The organism is Streptomyces sp. NPDC026672, from assembly GCF_040638185.1.
In the GTDB taxonomy this organism is placed as follows: domain Bacteria; phylum Actinomycetota; class Actinomycetes; order Streptomycetales; family Streptomycetaceae; genus Streptomyces.
Map to the genome: position 1 here is coordinate 50,438 of NZ_JBEZXS010000038.1, position 19,684 is coordinate 70,121.

Annotated in this window: 16 protein-coding genes; 9 read left to right on the forward strand and 7 right to left on the reverse strand. The window is 72.5% G+C overall.

The features are described from left to right. The first annotated feature begins 37 nt into the window (after positions 1-37). Entirely contained in the window at positions 38-478 is a 441-nt protein-coding gene (locus AB0F77_RS33165) for a PASTA domain-containing protein (RefSeq protein ID WP_361955437.1), read from the forward strand. 112 nt (positions 479-590) lie between these two features. On the opposite strand, the gene AB0F77_RS33170 is transcribed toward AB0F77_RS33165, so the two are convergent. After that, on the reverse strand, positions 591-1,928 hold the full coding sequence (locus tag AB0F77_RS33170) for a serine/threonine-protein kinase (RefSeq protein WP_361955392.1): 1,338 nt from the start codon (positions 1,926-1,928) through the stop codon (positions 591-593). A gap of 304 nt (positions 1,929-2,232) precedes the next feature. Here AB0F77_RS33170 and AB0F77_RS33175 point away from each other — a divergent pair, with 304 nt between their 5' ends. After that, positions 2,233-2,838: a 3'-5' exonuclease gene (locus AB0F77_RS33175; RefSeq protein ID WP_361955393.1), complete on the forward strand. Its 606-nt coding sequence runs from the start codon at positions 2,233-2,235 to the stop codon at positions 2,836-2,838. A gap of 181 nt (positions 2,839-3,019) precedes the next feature. Here the strand turns inward: AB0F77_RS33175 and AB0F77_RS33180 are convergent, their stop codons facing one another. Together AB0F77_RS33180 and AB0F77_RS33185 are read right to left on the reverse strand one after the other, a co-directional pair. Continuing rightward, positions 3,020-5,101, reverse strand: coding sequence for a cell wall-binding repeat-containing protein (locus AB0F77_RS33180; protein WP_361955394.1), 2,082 nt, complete (start codon positions 5,099-5,101; stop codon positions 3,020-3,022). A gap of 229 nt (positions 5,102-5,330) precedes the next feature. Beyond that, on the reverse strand, positions 5,331-6,722 hold the full coding sequence (locus AB0F77_RS33185) for a helix-turn-helix transcriptional regulator (protein WP_361955395.1): 1,392 nt from the start codon (positions 6,720-6,722) through the stop codon (positions 5,331-5,333). 187 nt (positions 6,723-6,909) lie between these two features. On the opposite strand from AB0F77_RS33185, the gene AB0F77_RS33190 reads away from it, so the two are divergent. The 3 genes from AB0F77_RS33190 (at position 6,910) to AB0F77_RS33200 (ending at position 11,247) form a co-directional block, all read left to right on the forward strand. Next, positions 6,910-7,638, forward strand: coding sequence for a DUF4232 domain-containing protein (locus AB0F77_RS33190; RefSeq protein ID WP_361955396.1), 729 nt, complete (start codon positions 6,910-6,912; stop codon positions 7,636-7,638). A 118-nt stretch (positions 7,639-7,756) separates the two neighbouring features. Then, the gene (locus AB0F77_RS33195; protein WP_361955397.1) at positions 7,757-10,165 is read left to right on the forward strand and encodes a hypothetical protein; all 2,409 of its coding nucleotides are present in this window, start codon (positions 7,757-7,759) and stop codon (positions 10,163-10,165) included. Next, complete coding sequence (locus AB0F77_RS33200; RefSeq protein ID WP_361955398.1) at positions 10,162-11,247, forward strand: hypothetical protein; 1,086 nt, start codon at positions 10,162-10,164, stop codon at positions 11,245-11,247. Before AB0F77_RS33195 ends, AB0F77_RS33200 begins: the two co-directional genes overlap by 4 nt. A gap of 4 nt (positions 11,248-11,251) precedes the next feature. Here AB0F77_RS33200 and AB0F77_RS33205 read toward each other — a convergent pair whose 3' ends face one another. Further along, positions 11,252-11,473, reverse strand: coding sequence for a hypothetical protein (locus AB0F77_RS33205; RefSeq protein ID WP_361955399.1), 222 nt, complete (start codon positions 11,471-11,473; stop codon positions 11,252-11,254). A 494-nt stretch (positions 11,474-11,967) separates the two neighbouring features. On the opposite strand from AB0F77_RS33205, the gene AB0F77_RS33210 reads away from it, so the two are divergent. Continuing rightward, positions 11,968-12,645, forward strand: a complete 678-nt coding sequence (locus AB0F77_RS33210; protein WP_361955400.1) for a GAP family protein — start codon at positions 11,968-11,970, stop codon at positions 12,643-12,645. A 29-nt stretch (positions 12,646-12,674) separates the two neighbouring features. On the opposite strand, the gene AB0F77_RS33215 is transcribed toward AB0F77_RS33210, so the two are convergent. The 3 genes from AB0F77_RS33215 to AB0F77_RS33225 are packed head-to-tail and all read right to left on the reverse strand — an operon-like array spanning position 12,675 to position 15,524. Continuing rightward, positions 12,675-13,892, reverse strand: coding sequence for a cytochrome P450 (locus AB0F77_RS33215; protein ID WP_361955401.1), 1,218 nt, complete (start codon positions 13,890-13,892; stop codon positions 12,675-12,677). A gap of 13 nt (positions 13,893-13,905) precedes the next feature. Continuing rightward, entirely contained in the window at positions 13,906-15,300 is a 1,395-nt protein-coding gene (locus AB0F77_RS33220; protein ID WP_361955402.1) for an FAD/NAD(P)-binding oxidoreductase, read from the reverse strand. Further along, a complete protein-coding gene (locus AB0F77_RS33225; protein WP_361955403.1) occupies positions 15,297-15,524 on the reverse strand; it encodes a ferredoxin in 228 nt (75 codons plus the stop codon). The genes AB0F77_RS33220 and AB0F77_RS33225 overlap by 4 nt, the downstream gene beginning before the upstream one ends. A 407-nt stretch (positions 15,525-15,931) precedes the next feature. On the opposite strand from AB0F77_RS33225, the gene AB0F77_RS33230 reads away from it, so the two are divergent. The 3 genes from AB0F77_RS33230 to AB0F77_RS33240 all read left to right on the forward strand — a co-directional run bounded on the left by AB0F77_RS33230 (position 15,932) and on the right by AB0F77_RS33240 (position 19,651). Beyond that, a complete protein-coding gene (locus AB0F77_RS33230) occupies positions 15,932-16,894 on the forward strand; it encodes a cyclase family protein (protein WP_361955404.1) in 963 nt (320 codons plus the stop codon). A 111-nt stretch (positions 16,895-17,005) separates the two neighbouring features. After that, positions 17,006-18,586 carry a GMC family oxidoreductase gene (locus AB0F77_RS33235; protein WP_361955405.1) on the forward strand — a complete coding sequence of 527 codons (1,581 nt, stop codon included), beginning with the start codon at positions 17,006-17,008 and terminating at the stop codon, positions 18,584-18,586. Between the two features lie 225 nt (positions 18,587-18,811). Beyond that, a complete protein-coding gene (locus AB0F77_RS33240) occupies positions 18,812-19,651 on the forward strand; it encodes an SDR family oxidoreductase (protein ID WP_361955406.1) in 840 nt (279 codons plus the stop codon). Positions 19,652-19,684: the final 33 nt, after the last annotated feature.

The following is a 19,684-nucleotide window of genomic DNA, read 5'->3' on the forward strand; positions in this document are numbered from 1 at the left end:
GGGTCACTCACCCTTCGAGCAGGAACTGGTGAACGCCATGCAGCACTTCGCCAACGGCGCCGAGACGCCGCACTTCGACTCCGCCGCCATCGTGCGCGGGGCCCGCCGCAAGCGGGCCACGACCATCGCGGGCATCGCCGCCGCCCTCGTGGTGGTCGGCGGCGGCACCGCCCTGGCCACCATCGGCAGCGGAGGCGGTTCGTCCACCCCGCAGACGGCCCCCGCCGCCACGGCCACCGCCACTGCGGCCGACACCACCGTGCTGCTCGGCCACGGCAACGGCAAGACCAGCACCATCCCGTTGGGCGGCGTGGACTCGGGGACGGCCAAGGCCCTCCTCGCGAAGAACGGACTCCACGTCGAGTTCGCCAAGGGGGCCTGCGACGGCAAGCCGACCTCGGTGATCGCGGTCAGCCCGCACAGCCCGACCGTCGTGAACCAGGGCGACACGATCCGGGTGACCCTCTGCGCCGGGTGACCCCTTCGCGCCGGATGATCCGGCACGGCCTCAGGGACCAAGGGGCCTGAAAGGGTGGTGGCCCCGCCGTAATCGGGGCCACCACTCCCGTGCATGCTACGGACGCGGCGCGTCAGCCGTCGTCGTCCCCGCCCTGCTTCCCGTGCCCCCGCCCCTGGCCCCCGCCGTGATCGTCCGGGCCGCTGTCACCGCCGCCACCGCCGCCGTCTCCCCGGCCGCCCTGCGCACCCTGTGCGCCCGGCGACGCCTCCACCGCGTTGCCCGGCACCACCTCGGGGCTCCCCGGGGCGCCGCCGTCGGACGTCGTGGTGGGCGACGGGGTGTCCGCCGTCCCGCTGTCCGGGGAGAACCACGCCATCCCCACGAGCACCGCGGCCACGAACAGCGCCACTCCGGCCACGGCCCCCGCCACGCGCGCACGCCGTGACACGACCTCGCTCACACCCGCCCGGCGACCCCGGCGCCCGGTGCCGGACGGCAGGACGTACGTGGTGGACCGGCTCTCCCCGGTACCGGTGCCGGGGCCGGGGAACGCGCCGCCGGCCGGTCCCGGGAGGGCGCCGCCCGGCAGGGTCCCGGACGCCCGCGTCGGCGGCACCGCGGCGCGCACCGGCGCGGCCACGGGCAGCGGTTCCGGCCGCCCCCGCCACGCCCCGGAGCCGAACCACTCCGCGACCTGGTCGGCGCTCGGCCGTTCCTCGGGGCGCTTGGCGAGCAGCCCGAGCAGGTAGTTCTCGAAGGCGGGCGGCAGTACGGCGCCCAGCTCGCGCGGCGGTACGGGCACCGCGTCCAGATGCTGGTGCAGTACGCCGATGGGGGTGTCCGCCTCGAACGGCGTGCGCCCGGTCAGGAGTTGGTAGAGCACACAGCCCAGCGCGTAGAGGTCGGACGCCGGTCCCGCGGGCTGCCCGAGGGCGCGCTCCGGGGCCAGGTAGAGGCTGGTGCCGACGATCTGCCCGGTCGCCGTGAGCGCGGCACCGGGGTCGTCCACGAAGCGGGCGATGCCGAAGTCGCCGATCTTGAGCGAACCCTCCGCGTCCAGCAGGAGGTTGGCCGGCTTGATGTCCCGGTGGACGATGCCCTGCCGGTGTGCGGCGGCCAGCCCGGACGCGGCCTCGGTGGCGATACGGGCCACCCGTTCCGCGCTCAACGGGCCCGAGCCGCCGAGCAGATGGGCGAGGCTCTCGCCGTCGACCAGCTCCATCACCAGGAACAGCCGGTCGTCGTACGCGCCGAAGTCCAGGACGCCCACCACGTGCGGGTGGTTGAGGCGGCCGGCGGTCTGTGCCTCCAGCCGGAACCGGGAGGTCGCCGTCGTGTCATTGCTCTGCGGGAGGAGCAGCTTGACCGCCACGGGCCTGCCGGCCATCCCGTCGTACGCCCGCCACACCTCCCCCATCGCGCCTCGCCCGATGGGATCACGCAGCTCGTACCGGCCCGCTATCAGCACCTGTGTTTCTTCCTCATGCCACAACACCTCCACGTCCGCCGCCGACCACAACTAGCCGCGCCCAAACGGGAGATGAAGGTGAAAAACGCAGCCGCTCAAGCCTACCCGTGTTCCCGGGCGCCCAGGTTCCCCACGGTTCCCCCACCTGCCCCCGCCGGCTCCCGGCGCAGTGGCCGTGAAGTGATACGGGCGCGCGGGACCGGGAGTTCACGCCAGTACGATCCGAGGCCGGATGCCCTCGCCGGGAGCCACGATGTCCCCGTGGACACGGGCGGCGCGGGGGACGAGAAGAGGGAGACCCGCTGTGCCGACGTCGACGTTCGTGTTGTTCGACCTGGAGTTCACGACCTGGCCGGACGCGCTGGAACGGGACTGGGGCGGGGAGGGACAGCTCCGGGAGATCGTGCAGATCGGCGCGTTACGCGTGCGCGAGGACCTTTCCGTCGTGGAGGAGTACGAGACCCTGGTGCGACCGGTCGTCAACCCCCGGCTCTCCCCCTACTTCACCGAGTTGACCGGCATCGACCAGGTGACGGTGGACCGCGAGGGCGTCCCCGCGGCGGAGGCGCTCGGTGACTTCCTGGGCTTCTGCCGGGGGGAGTCGACGCTGTCGTACGGCAACGACATGGTCGTCCTCGGGGAGAACATCGGCTGGGCGCGCGCCCGGGGGGAGCGGGTCGAGAACGGCTTCCTCGCCACCCCCTTCACGAACATCCGCCCCTGGGTGAACGCGCGCGCCCCGCAGACCGCGGACGTGAACGTCGGCCGTCTGTGGCAGGTCCTCGGTCTCCCCCGGCCCGCCGCGGGCGATGAGCACTCGGCCCTCTTCGACTGCCACTCCTTCGCCGCGGCCCTCAGGCACCTTCGTTCCACCGGCGCCGTCCTCCCCGAGGGCCGGCCGCGCCCGTGACCGCGCCGTAGGGCGGGCGCCGTACCGCACGCGCCCGGAACGGCCGGCGGCCCAGCACGCGCCCGGAACGGCCGGCGGCCCAGCACGCGCCCGGAACGGCCGGCGGCCCAGCACGCGCCCGGAACGGCTGGCGGCCCCGCACTGCGTCGAGTGCGGGGCCGCCGGGTGGTGGTGCGGTGGGTCAGGAGGTGGTGCGACGGGTGAAGGAGGACCGCAGGGAGGGCACCTCGGCCGGACGGAGGGTCCCGGCGGCGCCGGGCGTGACCTCCGCCCTGGGACCGGCCGCCGTGGCGCCTTCCTCCGTCAGGGCGCGGGCGGAGAGCCCGGCCTTCGACGCGGACGCCGGGACCGGCGGGGTGCCACCGGCGTACCAGTGGGTGCTCATCCAGTCGCTGCTCGCCGCGATGGCCGTACCGATGTCGGTGCGCATGGCGGGCGCGTACGAGTCGTTGCCGCCGAAGGTCTGCACCATCCGGACGCTCGCGGACTCACCGGTCAGGTAGTCGGCGGTCCCCGGGGAGAGCCGCGCGATGGTCGACCACAGGACGGGACCGTAGGTCGCGGTGGCCGCGTTGCCCGCCACGGCGTTCTGCCAGCTCCAGGTGTTCTCCACGGTCGTGACGTTCGGCGCCGTCCACCAGAAGCGGGCCAGGTTGACCGCGGTGGCCTCGGTGTCGGCCCCGCTGACGTCCCAGAAGGACCAGGGCTTGTTCAGCGTCGTGTTCTCCAGCGCCTTGCGGGAGTTGGTGCCGACCGAGACCAGGTTCGTCTTCGCCGGGTCCAGGCCGTTGAGGTAGCTCTGGACGGACGAGGGAACGGTGGTGCCGCGGGTCAGCAGCACCACGCCGGTGCCGCGGTAGCCCAGCGCGCCCGCCGCCGAGGAGGCGGAGATCGGGTCGTGGTAGTCGTTGCCGTCGGCGACGAAGATCCAGCTCGGGGTCGCGGCGATCTGCTTGGCGACCCGCGCGGACACCGAGGCCAGGTCGGTGCCGCCCAGCCGCAGCGGCTTGTAGCCGAGGGCCTGCACCTGGCTCTCCACACCGGTGCCCAGCAGGTTGGTGCCACCCACCAGGTACACGGTGCTGCCCTTGGGCAGGGAACGCTTCAGCTCGGTGACCGCGGCGGCGTCCAGCGCGTTGCCGGAGGTCAGCAGCACCGGCCCCTGCTTCTCGGAGGCGAGCGAGACGGCCGGGGTCGCGTACGTCGCGTTGCCCTTGTTGACCAGGACCGCCGACTTGGCCGGCAGCAGGCCCGGGATGTGCGCCGCGCCGAGCGTGTCGAAGGTCCAGCGGGACGCGGCGTCGTCGATGCCGATGTCCCCGGTGCCGTACACGCGGACCAGCGTGTCGTGGCGCAGCGGCTGCCAGGCGGGCTTGCTCGCGGTGGTGGAGAGCGTGGTGACCGAACCGTCGGACAGGGTCAGGACCTTCGCCGTGACGGCGCCGGAGACCGGGTCGACCGCGTCGTACGCGATCCGTCCGCCCGCGGGGTCCCAGGACAGGTCCTTGTGGTCCACGGCGTCGGTCGTCACCTGGGTGGCGCCGGTGCCGTCGGCCGCGGCGGTGAAGATCTGCCGGCGGCCGTCCACGACCTTGGTGAAGGCGAGCGAGGCGCCGTCGGCGGAGTACGCCGGGTACGAGGCGCCGCTGACGATCTTCTTGATCGTCCTGGTGTCCGGGTCGAACGCCCAGACGTCCGGCCCTGCGGGGGACCCGCACGGGTCGACCCGGACGAAGGCGACGGTGCCGTCGGGGGCCGTCGTCGGCTGGCCGTCGCAGGATCCGGAGGGCCGCAGGCTCTCCGGCAGCAGCGGCTCCGAGCCGTACGAGCCGTCCGAGGGCCCGTGGAAGAGTTCCGAACCCGTGCTGGAGACGATGGCACTGCCGTCCGCCCAGTAGACGGCCGAGTCCCAGCTCCCGCCCGAGACGTCGCCGTCCGGGCCGGGGAGCGTGATACGGGAGGTGGTGCCGGTGACGCGGCCGGTGTTGAGCTCGCCGGGCGACCCGACGACGACCCGGCTGCCGTCCGGCGACCAGTTCGGGGTCAGACCGGCGGTGTTGGTGATGCCGGGTACGGACTGGAGCCCGGTCCCGTCCGGATTGACGGTGACGACGCCGGAGCCGCCGTAGAGCGCGATCCGGCCGCCCACCGGTTCGGTGCCGTCGGCGGCCTGCGCGCCGGGCGCGGTCGCACCGATGACACCGGCCGCCAGCGAGGCGGCCGAAGCGAGCACCGCGAGGCCGCGGCGCGTACGTGAACTCAAGAAAAGCCCCCCAAGAAGATGGTGTCCGACCAGCCGCCGAGCCCACCGGTCCCCACCCGCACATCCCGTGCCCCGGCACCCACCCGCCCGCCGGGGCACCCACGCCCACGGCCGAGCCACTCGACGGCGCCCGTGAAAATACCTCCCGCAGATGATCTTCACGGGGCCGGTGGATGAACACTTGGGTACGGAGGGGAAGTTGAGGCCCGCCCGACCGCCGGGGGTCCGCTCAGCCCTCCATCCGCTCGATCCACTCCCCGCCGCCCAACGGGTAGTCGTAGCCCGGCCGGTCGGCGTCGGCGCTGGTGCGGAACGGGGTGCCGTTGTCGTCGATGTGGACCGTGCCGTGGCGGGTGCCGCTCGACCAGTCCAGGGTGAGGTCCCAGCGGACGTCGTGCGCGGTGCTGTGCGCGGTGACGTAGAAGACCTCCGGGTCGGACTCGCTCACCTTGTACGGGAAGTCGCGCTGGCCGTTCTTGACCGTGGCCGCGGGACTGCCGGCGTCGAGGGCGACGTCGAACGACCTGGTCTCGACACCCCCGCCGCAGCCGACGCCCATCGCGTAGTCGTTCCAGGCGAGCGGCGCCCCCTTGCTGAGGATCCGCACGTGCAACGCCTCCAGTACGACGGTCTCCGCGCCCGTGCCCTGCACGGTGAGCGCGACCCGCTGCTCCCCCGAGGACACCGCCCCGTACGCGGCGGCCCAGCGCGGCGCGTCCTGCTCACCCGCGGGCGGACCGACCTGCCCGGGTTCGCTGTCGACGAGGAAGTGCTGGCTGCACGGGCTGTCGTAGACGTACGGCCGGGTGCCGACGGTGAGAGGGACGGCGTTGTCGTCGGCGGCGGGCCCGGCCGTCCGCCTGCTGCCGCCCTCGGCGGCACCGGGCTCCTCGGACTCGGCCGCGGGCGAGGCCGGGGCGGACGCGGACGGTTCGTGGTCCTTCGCGCTCGGGGACGAGGGGGTGGACGGCTTCCCGGTGTCCGTCGGCCCGCCTGTACCGGTGACCGGGGCCGTGCCCCCGGCGGCCACCTGGTCCGCCGGGCCCTTCCCGCCCCCGCCGCCCGGCAGTTGCACGGCGAGCACCGCGGCCCCCAGCACGACGACCGCGGCGGCACAGGCGACCAGGACGGTACGGCGCCTGCGGCCCGGTGACGGGGCCGCACCGGCACCGCCCGTCACGTCGACGACAACCGACTCGTCGACAACCGCCTCGTCGTGCTCGGCCTGCCGCGTCTCCTCGATCCGCTGGGTCTGCTCAGTCTGCCCAAGCGGTGCGGCGGAGGCGGTGGTCGCGGCCGCCGGCACAGGCGCGGGAGCCGTCGGTCCCCCCGCCGGGCCCGCCGTCTGATCCGTGCCCCGCCCCCGCGTCGCGTCCGCGAGGATCCACCGCCGGTGCAGCTCCACCAGTTCCTCCGGCGTCGCCCGGCAGGCCCGCGCGAGGCGTTCGACCGGTCCGTACTCGACCGGTACGGCGGTGCCGTTGCAGTAGCGGTGCAGCGTGGACGTACTCATGTGCAGCCGCTTGGCCAGCACCCCGTAGCTCAGCCCCGACCGGTCCTTGAGCTCCCGCAGCAGCTCCGCGAACGCGTCCGCCCCCGCGGCCCCTGTTGCCCCCGCCACCCGTTCCTCCGTCCCCCGGCGTTCCAGTCAAGCGTTCCAGGGGCGTGGTCCTTCCCCTGGTCAGAGTGCGTTTCGGTGTTCCAGCGTCCCCAACTGCCCGCCGTGCGTTGCCGCTGGGACGGATCACCTCGCAGTCTTCGGTCATCCAATCACCACCGCCACCCGAACTCCGAAGGGGTACCTCCGTATGTCCAGCTTCCGCACCTCCCGCCTCCGTCTCGCCGGTGCCGCCGCGACCGTCGCGCTCGCCGCGCTCTCCCTGACCGCTTGCGACAACGGAACGGGCGTCCACGACGAGGGCGCGTCGGCCCCCGCGTCGGCGACGACCGCCGCCCCGCGTCCCGCGTCCCCCGCGGGCACCGAGTCCGCCACGGGCGCCGACTCCTCCACCCCCGCCACGGGCGCCGAGCCCGCGACGGCCGTCTCGCGGCGGCCCGCCCCGCACGCCTCCGCCACCTCCGCGCCCAAGAAGCCCGCCCCCGCCGGGGGGCCGGTCACGTGCGAGGGCTCCACGACCCGGACGGTCGCGGCCCCGCTGACCCGCCCCCTGAACCACATGCTGCTCACGGTGACCAACACCGGCACGAGGACCTGCTACCTGTACGGCTACCCGGCCGTCCGCTTCGGCGAGGCCCAGGCGGTGCCCCCGGTCATCGCGGACTCCAAGCCCCAGGCGGTCGTCACCCTCCAGCCGGGCGAGTCCGGCTACGCCTCCGTGAGCCTGTCCGCGGCCGACGGCAGCGGCACGAACGCCCGCACCGAGAAGTCCCTGACCGTCTACTTCCAGGGCCGCTCGGGCACCGGGAGCGTCGGCACGGCCGCCCGTCCGGCCCTGCCGGCGAAGGGCGTGTACATCGACGACTCCCTGAAGGTGACGTACTGGCAGCAGTCGATGGACGACGCGATCACCTGGTGACGCCCGGATGTGCACCAGGGAACGAGCCCCCCGGAGGAATGGTGTATTCCGTCGCTCGGCGCAACATACTTGAATAAGATGCGCGAGGAGTCTGACGGTCCTTCAGATCGGGGGGTTGATGCCCGGTGTCGACACTGCCCTGCGGGAGATCGAGCGGCTGTGCAGGGCGGTCAAGCCCGCCGACGCGCAGGCACTGGCCATCGCCCTGATCGAGGAGCTGTCCACGGGTGAGCTGGAGACCCGGGAAGCGCAGCTGCGCACGGTGTTCAGCAGGGCGTTCCTCAAGAAACGCAAGGTCACGCTGCTGGCCCTGCTCGACGAGAGGCTGCACGGGCCCCCGCCCGTCCGGGCGCCGGCGTCCCGGACGCCGGCGCCGGACGAGGACGACTGGCTGGACGAGTTCCACGCCGCGCTGCGGGACCTCAGCGACCGCCACATCTTCCAGTGGTCCACCTACTACCGGGACCGTCTCGGCGCGGACTTCGACTACTTCCTGGACCGGATGACGGACCCGGAGGACGTGCGCACGCTGCTCCCGAAGATCTCCTCGGCGCTGTCGGGGCACGCCCAGGACATCTTCCAAAAAGGCGTCAACTACCAGATGGCGCAGGGCGAGTCGGAGTCGTACGCGCTGGTGAAGTCGCTCAACGGACTCCAGCGGTTCTTCGACCTCCCCATCGAGTTCTACTCCACCCGCCTGCCCGGAGCCGCCGACCTGGAGTCCGCCCGGCGGCTCCGCGCGCTGAACTCCTGCATGCTCTCCGCCATCGTCCTCGGGTACGCGCAGGTGACGTTCGGCGAGCGCACCGGCCGGGACGTCCTCCAGGAGCACGCGCGGGCCTGGCTGCACACCCTGCCCTTCCTCGTCACGAGCGACATGCTCCAGGTGCGGCGCCGATTCGGCGGCAGCCCCTTCGCCGACGGACCGCTGCGCAGCGTCCTGCCCACCGTCGCGGCCTTCGACGGCCTGGGGAACAACCGGCAGCACGTCCCGCTGCCGGCCCTCTCCCAGTACTCGGCGGCGGAACACCGGCTCGACATCTCGCTCCGGCCGTCCACCCGGTCGCCGTACCAGCAGATGATCGAGGTGCAGTGCTACCTCGACGGCAGCTACGTCGACCGGCGCGATCTGGAGGAGGCCCACCGGCGAGGGGTCGCCGCCGTGGTGGCGCCGCTCCCGCCCGACCTGCGCGCCTTCATCGAGCAGGACGGACGGCTGAGCGCGACCGTCGTCCCCGTCGCGCGCGAGGCCGACGACGACTCCATCCCCGCGACCCGGGACAGCGTGCTGCGGCTCCTGGTGGCCCGCTCCTACCGCCAGGGCACCACGTCGGTGCGCCGACAGCCCCTCCAGTACAACTTCGCCCGCGACTTCCCGCTGGAGGAACCGGGCAAGCTGCGCTACTACCGGGTGCACCGGCACAGCGTGCACGACCTGCTCCGGACCTTCGAGAGCCGCAACGGCGTACGGCTGTGGTGCAGTGTGCGGCGCAGCGGCAAGACCACCGCGGGCTTCGACCTGGCGTCGACGACGGGCGAGGCGGCGGTGGTCAGCCAGACGTGCTCCTCCACCGGGGAACTCGCCGACGACGGGGTCTGCTACGAGCGCATCAGCGCCGCCCTGGACGAGGGCCGCCGCATCCCCGGCACCTTCTTCGCCGACCTCGTCAACCGCTGCGCGGACGGGGAACCGGCCGACCGGGGACGCACCGTGTTCGTCCTCGACGAGTACGAGACCCTCTTCGGGGACCTGCACGCGGCCCTGCAGAGCGACTCCGGCATCCGGTACACGGTGGTCCAGCCGCTGCTCAACCAGATGGTCAAGTTCGCCAGGGAGAACCTCCTGGTCTTCCTCGGGCAGCAGCCCGACGCCCACTTCATCCTGATGGAACAGAACCAGCTCAGTCCCTTCGTGCGGCAGGACCCCTTCCCGCTGTTCGCGCACGGGACCGGCGCCGAGGAGAGCGAGTTCTCCCAGTTCACGCAGAAGGTGCTGGGCCCCCAGGTGACACCCGACGCGTCCTTCATCGACGCCATCCACGCGGAGACGGCGGGGCATCCGTTCCTCACCGTGAACCTGCTGCGCGACTTCATCGCCTTCCTCATCGAACAGGAGCGGCGCCAGTCCGACCTGCACGTCACCCGGGAGGACGCCGCGCAGTTCTCCGAGAGCCGGCTCCGCCCGAGCCACATCAGCCGCAGCCGCGAGTACGAGTTCTTCCGGCAGGCGGCCTCCCAGGCCATGGGGGCGCGGGACAGCAGGGACACCGTGTGGCTGCGCTCCGTCTACGCGTGCCTGAGCGAGATCGTGCGCGCGTCCCCGGAGAGCATGCGGTGCACGATGACGGAGTTCGAGGACATCGTCGAGCGGCTGGGTCCGGACACCGGCATCAGCGCCGACCGTCTCCTGTCCAGCGCCACGGAGAGCAACTTCCTCGACAGCGACGGCGACGGCGGCTGGGTGTGGCCCAAGATCCGTCTGCTCGGTCGGATCGCGGCGATTTCGCAAGGAGACGTGTACGCATGAACCCGGCCGAGCACAACACCGCCGTCGACGGCACGGACGGCGGAGCCTTCAGCGAGGAGCAGACGGTCCCGGTCCGGCTCGCCTCCGCCGTCAGGTCGAGGCTCGCCGTGGCGGCCGGCGGGCTGAGCGGGTTCTGGTTCCAGGTCCGGGGAGACCGGACCGCGTACGCGCGGGAACTCCAGGAACACCTCGCCGCGGACCCGGTCGTGGTGCTGGTCGTGCGCGGGACCCCCTTCGACAACGCCAACGCCGTGCTCGACGACTTCGTCGCGATCCTGGAGGAGAACCAGGAGGCGTGCGAGAAGCACCTGGGCGGCGACGTCACCACGGACCGGCGCGCGGTGGTGCTGCTGGCGCGCACCACCCTGCAACTGCCGCAGATCTCCTCCCCGGTGACCCTTCCGGACTGGTTCCCGGGCCTCGGCGGCCGGACGCCCTCGGTCATCATCGAGGACCTCACCTGGCGTGCCGAGTCCCCGCTCAACACGGCCGAGGCCGCCGTCGACGAACTGTGCCGGCGGCTCTTCGAACTGGAAGGGGCGCTGGTCGACCGGCTCTCCTCGGTCTGCGCGCGGAAGAAGGCGGAGACGGACGGCTTCTGGGACATGGTGCGGCGCGGGGAGGAGGACCCCTCCTTCGCCGACTTCCTCGACGGTGTGCGGCGTGCCCGGCACGAGGTGCACAACCCGTCCTCGTACCGGCCCAGCGTGCGGGAGGGAAGCTCGCTGGTGGCCAGGGTCTGGGGCAGGACCCAGGCCACGACGCCCGACGGTCTGGGCAAGCTCGGGAAGGCTCTCGCGCGGGCCCTGGCGCTTCCGGAGTCCGCGGACGCGTCCTGGCACCGCAGCATCGTCTCCGTGCTCTTCCGGCCGTCCCTGCGCCCGCCGTCGGACCACCAGGCATTCGCCGTGAACGTCCTGGTCACAGTCGGGGCCACCTGCCAGGTGATCACGGCGGCGGCCCACGCCGACGCCTACCCGAGCTACCCGGTGCCGCTGATCCGCTCGCTGTCCTTCGACCTCCGCCAGGGCCTGGCGGGCGCGCGGAGGACCCTCATCTCCCTGGACCCCTACACCGGCTGAGCCCCTACAGCTTGGTCATCTTGGTGTACGGGCTCAGGATCCGCATCTGTGTCGAGCCGAAGTTCACGAGTGCCGCGACTCCGTCCTCAAGGCCGACGACCCGGCCCAGGCCGTGCACGTCGTGGGTGACCCGGTCTCCGACGGCGAAGTGCTTGGGGGCCGGCACGACCGGGGCTTTGAAGGGGCTGGTGGGCAGATGACGCTTCGGTGCAGCGGGCTTTGGCATGGCTCAGTATGAGCCCACGCGCGAGGAAAACTCACGGGCATGTCATCCGGGAGCCGGCCCGCGGGAGTTTGAACGGGTGGGAGAGACGCCCTCCCTCCACCACCCGCCCGGCCCCCGCAAGGGGTCCGTGTCCCGCGAGGAGCTGCCCGTTCATGCCTCGGATGCGGAAATACGTCGTCGGCGCGGCGCTCACGGCCACCGTCGCCGGGGTGACCGGAGTAACAGGGATGTCGTACGCCGCACCGGCGCAGACACCGCACGGCGCAGCGACTCGGTCGACTTCGTGACCGAGGTCACGGTCCACGACACCCGGGGCGGGGTCTACGCCCGGTCGGCGTCCCGGTGACCCCTCGCCGTCCCGGCTCCGGTCGGGCCCGCGCCCGACGGTCGGGTCACCCGTTCGTCGTCGGCCGATGGCCGTCGGCTCCGGAGGCTTCCACGATGGCGGTCGGGGCGGTCCGCCCCGGACCAACCGTCTCTCCCCGGAGGACACCGTGGGACACGCTGTCGGTGATGTGCTGGGGCTGGCCGCCGGTGTCGCGGTCAGCCCGCTCCCGATCGTGGCGATCATCCTCATCCTCGCCACCCCGCGGGGGCGCCGCAACGGACCGCTGTTCGCCCTCGGCTGGGTCCTGGGGCTCGCCGGACTCGGCGCGATCGTGCTGGCCGTCGGCGGCGCGGGAGGAGCCTCGGGGGGCGAGCAGCCCGCCACCTGGGTCGGGGTCCTCAAGCTCGTTCTGGGCGCGCTCCTCGCCCTCTTCGGCGCCGTTCAGTGGCGGCGGCGCCCCAAGGACCCCTCCCAGGCGCGGCTGCCGAAGTGGATGGAGGCGATCGACCGGTTCACCCCCGTGAAGATCCTCGGCCTGGGGCTGCTGCTCTCGGCGGCCAACCTCAAGAACGCGCCCCTGACGATCGCCGCGGCCGCCTCGATCAGCTCCGCCGGGCTTCCCGTGTCCCAGCAGATCGCGACGCTCGCGATCTTCGTGGTCATCGCCTCCCTCGGCGTGCTCGCACCGCTCGCCGTCTACCTGGTCATGGGCGGACGCGCCGAGGCCGTCCTCGGCAACTGGCGGGACTGGGCCGCGCAGCACAACGTCGCCGTCCTGGCCGCCCTGTTCTTCGTGCTCGGCCTCAAGCTCCTGGGCGACGGCATCGGCATCCTCACCGGCTGAGGGGCCGTCGTGCCGCCGCCCCGCCCGGCCTACCCGCCGCCCTGCTCGACGAGCAGGTGGATCGGACCGCGCAGGACCGGGCTGCGCCGGTACGGCGGGGGATCGGCGACCAGCCGGGGCCGGTCGAGGCGGCGTACCAGCTCGGTCAGCGCGATCTGGGTCTCCCGCCGGGCCAGCGGGCCGCCGAAGCAGAGGTGGATGCCGCTGCCGAAGCCGAGGTGCTGGTTGTCGCGCCGGTCGGGGTCGAAGCGGTCCGGCTCGTGGAAGCGGTCCGGGTCACGGCTGCCCGAGGCGAGCATGAGCATGATCTGCGAGCCCTTGGGGACGACGGTGCCGCCGACGGCGATGTCGCTGTACGCCGCCCGCCAGGGAATGATGTGCACGGGCGGCTCGTAGCGCAGCAGTTCCTCGACCAGCGGCACGACCAGGCCGGGATCGTCGCGCAGACGCCGCAGCACCTGCGGGTGGCGCAGCAGCGTCAGCATGCCGTTGGTGATGAGGTTGACGGTGGTCTCGTGGCCGGCGATCAGCAGCAGGTTGGCGGTGGAGACGATCTCCTCGTCGGTCATCCGCCCCTCGGGCCCGTCGTCGTTGGCCATCCGCGACAACAGGTCGTCCCCCCGACCGCCGTGGCGCTGCGCCAGCAGCCCGCCGAGATACTCCCGCAGGTCCTTGCGGGCCTGCACACCCTTGTCCCGCTTCTCCTCCGGGTCGGTCCTCGGGTCGTAGTCGATCGCGTTGATGAGGTCGTTCACCCAGACGCGGAACCTCGGTTCGTCCTCGCGCGGGACGCCGAGCAGACGGCAGATCACGCTGACGGGGAACGGGTAGGCGAAGTCGTCGACGACGTCGATCCGTTCCTTGCCGGCGAAGTCGTCGATCAGGCCGGTGACGGCGTCGGTCAGGGCGGGCTCCATGCCGGTCACCAGGCCCGGGGTCTGCGGTGGGCCGAAATGACGCATCGCCAGACGCCGCAGTCGGTCGTGCTCGGGCGGGTCGAGGTTGATGAACGCGGGCGTGGTCTGCCCCTCGGCGGCGGGCATGGGATGCGCGAGATTGCGGGTGTCCGAACTCAGGTGCGGGTTGTGCAGGACGTCCATGATCTCGCGGTAGGTGCTGATGACGAAGCTGCCGTCCTCCTGCCGGGCCACCGGCGTCCTGCGCAGCTCGGCGTAGAGCGGGTACGGGTCGGCCCGGGAGGAGTAGTCGAGGATCCGGCGCAGTACGGGCGTCTGGGTCGTGGTCATCTCGCTGTCCCTCCTACCGGTGGTGCTGGTGCGCGGCCGTGACGCGTCGCTCGCTCGGGTCGTGGCCGGTGACGACCACGGTGGCGCCCTGGGCGAGCAGTGTGGGGCCGGGGAAGTCGACGGGCACCGGTTTCATGTCCACGGGCTGGTCGGGCGTCGGCGAGGGGGGCGGGAAGGGTGCGGCCGTCTCGATCAGCTGCCGGTAGTGGTCGAGCCACTTCGCGTTGTTGAAGCTCACCGCCGCGGTGACGCGGCCCTGGTAGCCGTACGCGGCGACGAAGCGGTGGTCGGTCACCGAGCCCTGGGTGACGACCACCTCGTCGGCGAAGGTCGGCACCCCGACGGACTTGATGTTGACCCCGAACTGGATCGACCAGAACAGCGGGATGGACAGGTGCGGCCAGCGGTCCGCCTGGCCGCTGACCATGTTGTGTGCCGCGACCTCGGCCTGCTCCACCGCGTTGGCCCAGTGCTCCAGGGAGATGAGCCGGTACTCGTAGACCGGGTTCGGGCAGCGGGCCACGTCCCCGGCCACGAAGACGTCGTCGGTCACCAGGCCGTCGAGGGTGAGGGCCCGGCAGCCCGTGTCGCAGGCGATCCCCCAGACACCCGCCGCCAGTCCGGAGCCCCGCAGCCACTCGGTGTTGCGGATGCCTCCGAGGGCCACCACCGCCACCTCGGCGTCGACCGTGGTGCCGTCGTCGAAGTGGGCGCGGCGCAGCCGCCCCTGCGCGTCGCCCTCCAGCCGGGTCACCTTGACGCCGCAGCGCAGGTCGACGCCGTGGGCGCGCTGCATGTCCGACGCCACCTCGCCGATCATCGCGCCGAGCGCCCCGACCAGCGGGGCCGGTGCGAGTTCGGCGACGGTCACCGGGATGTCCCGCTCGCGGCAGATCGAGGCGATCTCGGAGCCGGTGAACCCCGCGCCGATGACCAGGACGCGGGAGGGCCCGGCTGCCAGGGCCCGCTGGAGGCCCTCGGCGTGCTCGCGCGTCCGCACCACGAACACCCCGTCCAGGTCCGCCTCGCTCTCGACGAACCAGGGCCGGGCCCGCACCCCGGTGGAGATCAGCACCCGGTCGAAGGGCACCTCGCGTCCGTCGGCGAGACGCACGAGGTTGGCCGCCAGGTCCAGCCCCTCGGCGGGCACACCCAGCAGCCACTCCGCGTCGATCTCACGCCGTCGCGGCAGCTTGGTGCCGTCGGCCGGCACCCATCCGGTCAGTACCTGTTTGGACAGGGGCGGCCGGTCGTAGGGCTCGCCCGACTCGTCGCCGATCATGGTCAACGACCCGGTGAACCCCTCGTTGCGCAGCGCCTCCGCGGCGCGCAGTCCCGCCAGCGAGGCCCCGACGACCACGATGCGGCCGTCACGCCTGAACGCTTGCAGATTGTCGGCGCTGGTCATGACGGCGACGCCCCCACCGGTACGTCCCGCGCCTCCAGCCGGTCGACCAGGATGGCCTGGACCGGACAGGCCGCCGCGGCGCGCAGCACCTGGTCGCGCAGGGCGTCGTCGGCGTTCGGGTCGTACATCAGCGCTTCCTCACCGTGCATCCGGAACACGTCCGGAGCCAGGAAGGCGCACTGTGCGTACCCTTCGCACCGGGAAAGATCAACGACGACTCGCATCCCGACCTCCACGGGGATCGCAGGCTGCGGACCCTGAAGCCGGCGCCCCTCCGGCGCGGGAAACACACGACGGAGAGCAGGAGTTCGGGTCTCCGCAGAAAGAATGCAGAAAGAACTTGGTCATCGCGCACAGGCGACCCGCGGCACTGGGACAGGCGGCACGGTGACCGCCCGAAGTGCCTGACATCCCTCACGTTCAGCCTAGGGCGCGCCCTCCTCGCCCGCACCCGGGGAAGCCGGGTGTCCGGGGCCCGGCCGCGTTCGGCCGATCGGCGCAGTCCGCCCCCGTCCGGCGTGTGCCCCGGCCGCCCCGATGATTCGGTGTGGGCAGGAGCGAGTCGGCAGGAGCGAGTCGACACGAGTGACGCGGTGTCGACAGGAGCGCCGACAGGAGCAGGAGGTTTCCGATGGCCCCGGACCCGCCCGTGCCCTCCCGCCCCACCGCACCGCCGCCCCTGACCGAAGCGGCCTTCCGCGACCTGTACCACCGGCTGCGGGGCCGGGCCGAGGCGAGCGGGGAGCGACGGCGCGGCGCGCTGGACCGGCTGACACCGGAGCGGATCGTCGCGGCCGCCGCCGGGGTCCGCTCCGGGCGCACCGTGTCGCTCGCCGTGCCCGTCGAGACGCGCCGCGCTCCCGACAACCCCGAGCCCGCGTCCCACCGGATGACGGCGCCCACCCACCCGGAGACCGGCGCACCCGGGCTCGCGTTCGCCCGCGACCGGTTCGCCATGAACGTGCACGGCGACGTCGACAGCCACCTCGACGCGCTGTGCCACGTGATCTTCGACGGCGCACTGTACGGCGGCGTCCCGTCGAGCACGGTGACACCGGACGGTGCCGGAGCGCTCACGCTCGACCTGGTGTGCGACGGTGTCGTCGGCCGCGGTGTCCTCCTGGACGTCCCGCGGCTGCGCGGCGTGCCCTGGCTCGACCCCGGCGACCAGGTGACCGCCGACGACCTCGTCGCGGCCGAGGCCGCGCAGGGCACCGAGGTCGGACCGGGCGACCTGCTGTTCGTGCGCGTGGGGCACCGCCTGCGCCGTCGCAGCCTCGGCCCCTGGGACGTGACACGGGCCCGCGCGGGCCTGCATCCGACGGCGATGGACTTCGTGGCCGCGCGGCAGGTGTCGGTCCTCGGCTCGGACGGCAACAGCGACGCCGCGCCGAGCGCGGTCGCCGAGGTCGGGTTCCCCGTGCACGTGCTGGCCGTCAACGCCATGGGGCTGCACCTGCTGGACTGGCTGGACTTCGAGGAACTGGTCCCGGTGTGCGAGCGGCAGGGGCGCTGGCACTTCCTGTGCGTGGTCGCCCCGCTGCGGCTCCCGGCGGCGACCGGCTCACCCGTGAACCCGATCGCCGTGCTGTGACCGTGCCGGTGCGGCGCCCGCTCCGGGTGCCGCACCCCCGTACGGCGCGTACGTTCGAGGGAGGGACACCGGGACCGGCCGCGAACCAGGCGAACAAGGACGGTGGTTGCCATGGACGCCCTGCCCCCGTACGACGTCGTCGTCATCGGCACCGGTGCCGGCGGCGGCACGCTGGCCCACCGCCTCGCCCCGTCCGGGAAACGGGTGCTCATCCTCGAACGCGGCGACTACCTGCCGCGCGAGCGCGACAACTGGGACTCCACCGCCGTGTTCGTGAAGGGCAAGTACCGGGCCCCGGAGTTCTGGCTGGACCGGCACGGCGCCGAGTTCCCGCCCGAGGTGAACTACTACGTCGGCGGGAACACCAAGTTCTACGGCGCGGCCCTGTTCCGGCTGCGCCCCGAGGACTTCGGCGAACTCCGCCACCACGACGGCATCTCGCCCGCCTGGCCCATCGGTTACGAGGACCTGGAGCCGTACTACACCGAGGCGGAGCACCTCTACCTGGTGCACGGCCGGCACGGCGAGGACCCCCTGGAAGGGCCGTGCAGCGCCCAGTACGCCTATCCTCCGGTCCAACACGAGCCGCGCATCGAGCGGTTGAGCCAGGACCTGGAGAAACAGGGGCTGCATCCCTTCCACCTGCCGATCGGGGTCAACCTCACCCAGGACGAGGACGGCCGGGCCACCCACTCCAGCGTCTGCATCCGCTGCAACCGCGTCGACGGCTTCCCCTGTCTGGTCCGCGCCAAGTCCGACGCCCAGGTGATCTGTGTGGAGCCGGCGCTGGAGCACCCGAACGTGGAGATGATCACCAACGCGAAGGTGACCCGGCTGGAGACCGATCCCACCGGGCGCAGCGTCACCGGCGTGGTCGCCGAGCTCCCGGGCGAGCGGGAGGCCCGGTTCTCGGCCGACGTCGTGGTCGTGGCGTGCGGGGCCGTCAACTCGGCGGCGCTCCTGCTGGCCTCGGCGAACGACCGGCACCCGCGCGGCCTGGCGAACAGCTCGGACGTGGTCGGCCGGAACTACATGCGCCACAACAACCTGGCGCTGATGGCCGTTTCGAAGGAACCCAACGACACCCAGTTCCAGAAGACCCTCGCCCTGCACGACTGGTACCTGGGCGCGGACGACTGGGAGTACCCGCTCGGCGGGATCCAGATGCTCGGCAAGTCGGACGCCGAGCAGATCCACGGCGAGGCCCCGCGCTGGGCCGGAGCCGTCACCCCGGACATGCCGTTCGAGGTCCTGGCCCATCACGCCGTCGACTTCTGGCTGTGCGGGGAGGATCTGCCGCGGCCGGACAACCGGGTGACCCTGGAGGACGACGGCCGTATCCGGCTCACCCTCGACGAGGACAACAACACCGCCGGCCTGCGGCGCCTGCGGCACAAACTGCAGCACATGCTCGGCCACCTGGGCATGCACGAGCACCATCTGCTCTCCCGCAGCATCTACCTGCACAAGGGCATGCCGATCGGTGCCACCGCGCACCAGGCGGGCACCGTGCGGTTCGGCACCGACCCGGCGTCCTCGGCCCTGGACCTCAACTGCAAGGCGCACGACCTGGACAACCTCTACGTCGTCGACACCGGCTTCTTCCCGAGCATCGGCGCGGTCAACCCGTCCTTGACGGCCATCGCGAACGCCCTCCGCGTCGGCGACCACCTGCTGGAGCGGCTGGGCTGAGCCCCCGCGGGCCGCCGCACCCCGCCGCACCCCGTCGGACCCCGTGGGACCCCGCCGCACCCCGCTGGACCCCGTCGGACCCCGACCGGGCGAAGATCCTCCGCCGGGCAGCGCAACGCTGTCCGCCGGGGCGTGCCGCCGCCCCTCCGCGGTGCTTGTCTGATCACCGGACCTCCGGGCGACGGGCCCGGCGGAGGCGGGCACGCAGTGGAGGAGCAGGACATCGTGAGTTCCACCGAGGGGACGTCCCAGGGCGTGATCCCCGCCCATCTGCTGCGCGGCCAGAAGGCCCTCGTGACCGGCGCGAACTCCGGCATCGGCAGGGCGACGGCCATCGCCCTGGGCCGGGCCGGGGCCGACGTCGTGGTCAACTACGTGACCGGCGGCGAGGAGGCCGAGAAGGTGGTCGAGGAGATCACCGGCCTCGGGGTCAGGGCCGCCGCCTATGAAGCGGACGTCTCCGACGAGCGGCAGGTCGCCGCCATGACGGACCGCATGGTCCGGGAGTTCGGCACCATCGACATCCTGGTCGCCAACGCGGGGCTCCAGCGGGACGCCCCGTTCACCGAGATGACCCTCGCCCAGTGGCAGAAGGTCCTGGACGTCAACCTCACCGGGCAGTTCCTGTGCGCCCGGGAGGCGACGAAGGAGTTCCTGCGCCGCGGAGTGGTCCCCGAGGTGTCCCGCGCGGCCGGGAAGATCATCTGCATGAGCTCGGTCCACCAGATCATCCCGTGGGCCGGGCACGTCAACTACGCCTCCTCCAAGGGCGGGGTGCAGATGATGATGGAGACGCTGGCCCAGGAACTCGCCCCGAAGAAGATCCGCGTCAACGCGATCGCCCCCGGCGCCATCAGGACCCCCATCAACCGCGACGCCTGGGAGACCCCGCAGGCCCGCGAGGAACTGCTGCGGCTGATCCCGTACGACCGCGTCGGCGACCCCGAGGACATCGGCTACGCGGCCGTCGGGCTCGCCTCCGACCTCATGGACTACGTCGTGGGCGCCACCCTCTACGTCGACGGCGGGATGACGCTCTTCCCGGGCTTCGCCACCGGCGGCTGACCCCTCCCCACCCGCGCCGGTCCCGGAGGGACG

Bases quoted from the DNA above. Each gene is read 5' to 3' on its own strand.
- AB0F77_RS33165 (WP_361955437.1), top strand. From the start codon at position 38: ATGCAGCACTTCGCCAACGGCGCCGAGACGCCGCACTTCGACTCCGCC.
- AB0F77_RS33190 (WP_361955396.1), top strand. From the start codon at position 6,910: ATGTCCAGCTTCCGCACCTCCCGCCTCCGTCTCGCCGGTGCCGCCGCG.
- AB0F77_RS33195 (WP_361955397.1), top strand. From the start codon at position 7,757: ATGCCCGGTGTCGACACTGCCCTGCGGGAGATCGAGCGGCTGTGCAGG.
- AB0F77_RS33200 (WP_361955398.1), top strand. From the start codon at position 10,162: ATGAACCCGGCCGAGCACAACACCGCCGTCGACGGCACGGACGGCGGA.
- AB0F77_RS33205 (WP_361955399.1), bottom strand. From the start codon at position 11,473: ATGCCAAAGCCCGCTGCACCGAAGCGTCATCTGCCCACCAGCCCCTTC.
- AB0F77_RS33215 (WP_361955401.1), bottom strand. From the start codon at position 13,892: ATGACCACGACCCAGACGCCCGTACTGCGCCGGATCCTCGACTACTCC.
- AB0F77_RS33220 (WP_361955402.1), bottom strand. From the start codon at position 15,300: ATGACCAGCGCCGACAATCTGCAAGCGTTCAGGCGTGACGGCCGCATC.
- AB0F77_RS33225 (WP_361955403.1), bottom strand. From the start codon at position 15,524: ATGCGAGTCGTCGTTGATCTTTCCCGGTGCGAAGGGTACGCACAGTGC.
- AB0F77_RS33230 (WP_361955404.1), top strand. From the start codon at position 15,932: ATGGCCCCGGACCCGCCCGTGCCCTCCCGCCCCACCGCACCGCCGCCC.
- AB0F77_RS33235 (WP_361955405.1), top strand. From the start codon at position 17,006: ATGGACGCCCTGCCCCCGTACGACGTCGTCGTCATCGGCACCGGTGCC.